The 1,701-nt window shown below is 72.4% G+C and carries 1 protein-coding gene; it reads right to left on the reverse strand.

Annotated elements, in window-relative coordinates; all coding sequences use genetic code 11:
- Window positions 1-168 precede the first annotated feature (168 nt).
- On the reverse strand, window positions 169-1,581 hold the full coding sequence (locus HK417_RS24215) for an IS1380 family transposase (RefSeq protein WP_222273233.1): 1,413 nt from the start codon (window positions 1,579-1,581) through the stop codon (window positions 169-171).
- Window positions 1,582-1,701: the final 120 nt, after the last annotated feature.

Raw genomic sequence — 1,701 nt, forward strand, 5'->3', positions numbered from 1 at the left:
CCCGGATCTTTCACGAGCATGATCATCGGACTGGTCGTCGGGGTTCTTGTCCCGCGTGGGCGTGAGATTGGCGGGTGGGTGTGACGGTTCGCCCGAGGCTGCTCGGGTGGGCGCCGGGTCCACTGGCCGGCCGGGCTTCTCGGGTCGTCGGAACTTGAGCCGTTGGGGTTAGCCGGAAGCGACCGGTGCTGGTGCGGCGAGATCGGCGAGCGCGTCGAGGGCTTGCAGGACGAGCGCGGTGAACGGCGCGGTGGCCGCGAGGTGCAGCAGCCGGCGGCGGCCGGTGCGGGCGTGCCGGGCGGGGACGGAGAACAACCGCAGCCGCAGCCGCTTGGGCTCCCAGCGGCGGGCCTGGTGCTCGGGGAGCGCGAGGGTCTGCATCCACGCGGTCAGGTCGGCGGCCAGGGCGACGATGGCGCACCAGATCTGGTTCTGGGCGAAGTCGTGCAGCGGCAGGTTGCCCAGCCCGGTGTCCTTCACGCAGCGGATCCGGTCCTCGGCGCGGGCCCGGCGGCGGTGCCGCAGCTCGAGGTCGGCCAGCTGCCCGCGGGTGGTGTTGGTGACGAACGCTGTGACCCGCAGGCCGTCGATGTCGGTGATCCGTAACTGCGCACCGGGGTGCGGGCGTTCCTTGCGCACGATCAGCCGCATTCCGGGCGGCCATGAGCTCAGGTCGAACAGGTCGGTGGCCTCGGCGACCCAGGCGCCTGGGCGGAGCTGGGCGTCGGCGTCGTAGGCCGGCTCCCACAGATCGTCGGGGATGGCCGCCAGCTTGGCCTGAATGGCGGCGAGGTCGCCGGGCAGGGAGAACCCGACCGAGTAGGACAGCCGCCGGCGGGTCAACCAGGCCAGCAGGTCGTGGGTGCCACCGGCGCCGTCGACTCGGACGAGCACCTTCTTGCCGCGGGTGTGTCCGCCGGGGAGCTGGGCCAGCGCTGCGCGGAGGACCGCGATGTGGTCGGCCACGGTGTTCGATCCGGCGTTGCCCGGCCGCAGCGCGAACGCCAGCGGCTCCCCGGTGCCGGCGGTGCCGTGATCGCAGAACGCCCACAGCGGGTGGAAGCCGAACCCGCGCTTGAACGTGGGCGCGGCGGACTCCTTCTCCGAATGCGCCGTGACCAGCGTCGCATCGACGTCGATGACCAGCGGCCGGGCTGCGTCGACCGCATGGTCGGGGGCGTGCTCGCCGGCCAGTGACCACGCCCGCGCTCGAGCGGCCGCCCGGGCCGCGGCGATCGCCGCGAGCGCGGCCGGGGCGTCGGTGGCCAGCGTGTCGATCAGCCGGGACACCGTCGGATCCGACGCCACCGGGCCGAACACCTCCGGCGCGCCGCGCAGTTGCGCGAGGTCGGCCAGGCAATCCCCGCCGATCGCCAGACTTACCGCCAGATCGGCCACGATCTTCCCCGGATCGTGGCGGGCCAGCGGCCGTCGCCACGGCGCCAGCGCCGCCGACAGCGCCCCGGTCAACCCGACGGTCTGCGCGGTGCGCAGCAGCACCGTCGCACCGGCGTGCGGGACGACGCTCGACCCGGCGCCGTCCACTGTCAGGGCCGGGTAGGGCCCGGTAGTCTTCTTCACCAGAAAGGTGCTCCGGTTCCTGCGCTGATCAAGACTTCGACAATCTCGATCCTTGCAGGTCAGGAGCACCTTTCCTATATCCCGACCTCGCTGATCAACGGCTGACGTGAAAGCCCCGGG

The sequence above is a fragment of the Modestobacter marinus genome, assembly GCF_019799945.1.
Classification (GTDB): Bacteria; Actinomycetota; Actinomycetes; order Mycobacteriales; family Geodermatophilaceae; genus Modestobacter; species Modestobacter marinus_B.